The organism is Bacillota bacterium (assembly GCA_040754675.1).
GTDB lineage: Bacteria > Bacillota > Limnochordia > Limnochordales > Geochordaceae > Geochorda.
Genome location: JBFMCJ010000510.1, coordinates 1 through 2,855 on the forward strand (window position 1 = coordinate 1; position 2,855 = coordinate 2,855).

The following is a 2,855-nucleotide window of genomic DNA, read 5'->3' on the forward strand; positions in this document are numbered from 1 at the left end:
GCCAGGGAGCTGGCCGACCGGGTCGGCGGGCTTCTGTGTCACGTCAACCTCATCCCGTACAATCCGGTACCCGGTCTTCCATTCGAGCCGTCGCCGGACGCGGCGGTGAAGCGTTTCGCCGGAATCGTGGAAGGCCGCGGCGTGGCGGTCACGGTGCGGATGCCCAGGGGGCGATCCATTCACGCCGCCTGCGGACAGCTCGGCGCCGCCTGGCGCGCGGCCCAAAGAGGCGGGGTGACCGCAGGTCCGGGCAGCAGCCGTAAGTGACCGGGGCGCGGTGCGCAGCCGCAACGAGGACGCCTGCCTGGCCCGGCCCGACCTGGTGGCGGTGGCCGACGGGATGGGAGGGTACGCAGGGGGGGACGTCGCGGCGCGCCTTGCGCTCGGCGCCATTGCGGGCGCGTTGCCCCAAGCGGCGGACGCGGCGGCGGCCGTGCGGCTTGCGTTCCACCACGCCCACCGGTCCATTGCCGAGGTGGCCGGGCGCAACGACCGGTGGCGGGAGATGGGCACGACGCTGACGGCGGCGTGGCTGTTGCACGGGCGCGCGGTGATCGGGCACGTCGGGGACAGCCGGGCGTACCTGATCCGCCAGGGCCACCTGCGGCAACTCACCCAGGACCACTCTGTGGCGGCCGAGCTCATGCGAAACGGGAGCCTCACGGAACAGGAGGCGCGCCGGCACCCGCACCGGCACGTGCTGACCCGGGCCCTGGGCGGGGCCGAACCCCCCGAGGTGGACGTGGTGGAGGTGCCGCTGCAGGCCGGGGATCGCCTGGTGCTCTGCACCGACGGGCTGACGGCAGCCCTTGAGGGTGACGAGATCGTCCGGGTCGTCGCGAGTGCCTCCTCTCCCATCGAGGCGGCCGAGGCCCTGGTGCGTCAGGCGACGGGCAAGCAGGCCGCCGACAATGTGACCGCCGTGGTGGCCTTCATCGAGGACGGGGACCTGGAGCAGGAGGCTCCCCGGGGAGCGTGAACAGGTCGTGAGCACACCAGCGCAGCTTGCTGCCGGCCGCTATCGCCTGATGGACAAGGTCGGCGAGGGCGGCATGGCCGTGGTCTACCGAGCGGTGGACGAGCTTTTAGGCCGCCCGGTTGCCGTCAAGATGCTCCGGGATCAGTTCACCGCGGACCGGGAGTTCGTGGAGCGCTTCCGCCGGGAGGCCCAGGCGGCAGCGAGCCTTTCCCATCCCAACGTCGTGCAGGTGTTCGACGTCGGGCAGGACAACGGCGCCCACTACATCGTGATGGAGTTCGTGGACGGCAAGAGCCTCAAGCAGGTGCTCCAGCAGCAGGGGAGGCTCTCGCCCGAGGCAGCGGTGGCCGTGGCGCTCTCGGTGGCCAAGGCGCTGGCCCACGCGCACCGGCACGGGCTCATCCACCGGGACATCAAGCCCCACAACATCCTGATCACCGCAGAGGGCCTGGTCAAGGTGGCCGACTTCGGCATCGCCCGGGCGGCCAGCGCCTCGTCTCTGACCGACTCGGGAACCGTCCTGGGGTCGGTGCACTACTTCTCGCCCGAGCAGGCCCGCGGCCAGTCCATCGGCGCCGCCAGCGACATCTACTCCCTGGGCATCGTGCTGTACGAGATGCTGACGGGCACCGTGCCGTTCACCGCCGACTCGCCTATCGCCATTGCCGTGAAGCACATCAACGACCCGGTTCCTCCGCTGCGGCCACAGCGCGCCGATATCCCGCCGGGCCTCGAGCGATGCGTCCTGCACGCGCTGGCAAAGAGCTCCCAGCACCGCCCGGCGTCGGCGGACGCCTTCTACGAGGAACTGCGCCGGGCCGTGCCCGAGGCGGAGGAGTTCCCCACCGTCACCCTGGTGCAGCCCCCGGCGAACGCGCCGCGAAAACGGCCCGCCGCGCCCGAACCCCCGCCGGCGCCGGAGTACGGCGCGGCAGACGGCGCGGCCACTCGGGTGGTTCCCTGGGCCCCTGCGCCCCGGGCGGAGGAAGCGGGTCACGGTGAACAGGAGGCGCATCCAGCCACGGCGACGATCGATCCATCCCGCCGCGGGAAGCGGCTCATCCGGTGGGCGTTCGCTGCCGCGTTCCTCGTAGGGCTCGCCTGGTGGGGCAGCGCACGCGTCGCGGGGCTCCTGTTCCCCCAGGAGGTCCTGGTGCCCAACATCGTGGGGCTCAGTGAGGCCGAGGCGAAGGCGTCGCTTGCAAAGCAGGGCCTGCTTTACGCCGTCGACCAGGGCGTTTACTCGGAGAACGTCGCGAAGGGTTACGTCATCCGCCAGGACCCCGAAGCGGGCCGGCGGGTTCGGGAGGGCCGTAAGATCTGGGTCACGATCAGCCTCGGGCCGCAGGTCGGAGCGGTTCCTGACGTGGTCGGGAAGACGCTGCGCGAAGCCCAGCTCGTGATCACCCAGAGCGGGTTCGTGTTAGGAGGCGTCTCTGCCCGCTACGACCCCCGGCTCCCGGCCAACACCGTGGTGCTGCAGGAGCCCGCGGCCGGATCCGAACTCGAGAAGGGCCGCCCGGTGAACCTCGTCGTCGCCCGCGGCGACCAGCCGGTGCAGAAAGTTACGATTCCGGACTTGATCGGGCTGCCGCTCGACGAGGTGCGCAGCCGGCTTCAGGCGCTGGGCCTGAGCCTGGGTATCACCTGGGCCGAGTACGACCAGCGCTATCCCCCGGGCACGGTCATTGACCAGAACCCTGCGCCCGGGAGCGAGGTGGATCAGGGGTCATCCGTCGACCTGATTTACAGCCAGGCCTCGCCGTCGGCCGGCGGCCAGCCAGCGGAGGAGACCGCCGCCGGCGGCCAGAAGCCCGCCGAGCCGCAGCCGCCAGCGCCACCCGAGCCGGCCGGCAAAGCGCCCGAACAGGCCGCA

The 2,855-nt window shown here is 71.5% G+C and carries 3 protein-coding genes; all 3 read left to right on the forward strand.

Features of this window, described 5'->3' with window-relative positions:
- Positions 1–267, forward strand: a 267-nt coding sequence (locus AB1609_19925) for a hypothetical protein (GenBank protein ID MEW6048711.1), incomplete at its 5' end; no start/stop codon positions are given.
- A gap of 10 nt (positions 268–277) precedes the next feature.
- Positions 278–979, forward strand: coding sequence for a protein phosphatase 2C domain-containing protein (locus tag AB1609_19930; protein ID MEW6048712.1), 702 nt, complete (start codon positions 278–280; stop codon positions 977–979).
- 7 nt (positions 980–986) lie between these two features.
- A partial coding sequence (gene pknB, locus AB1609_19935; GenBank protein MEW6048713.1) for a Stk1 family PASTA domain-containing Ser/Thr kinase occupies positions 987–2,855 on the forward strand: 1,869 nt, incomplete at its 3' end.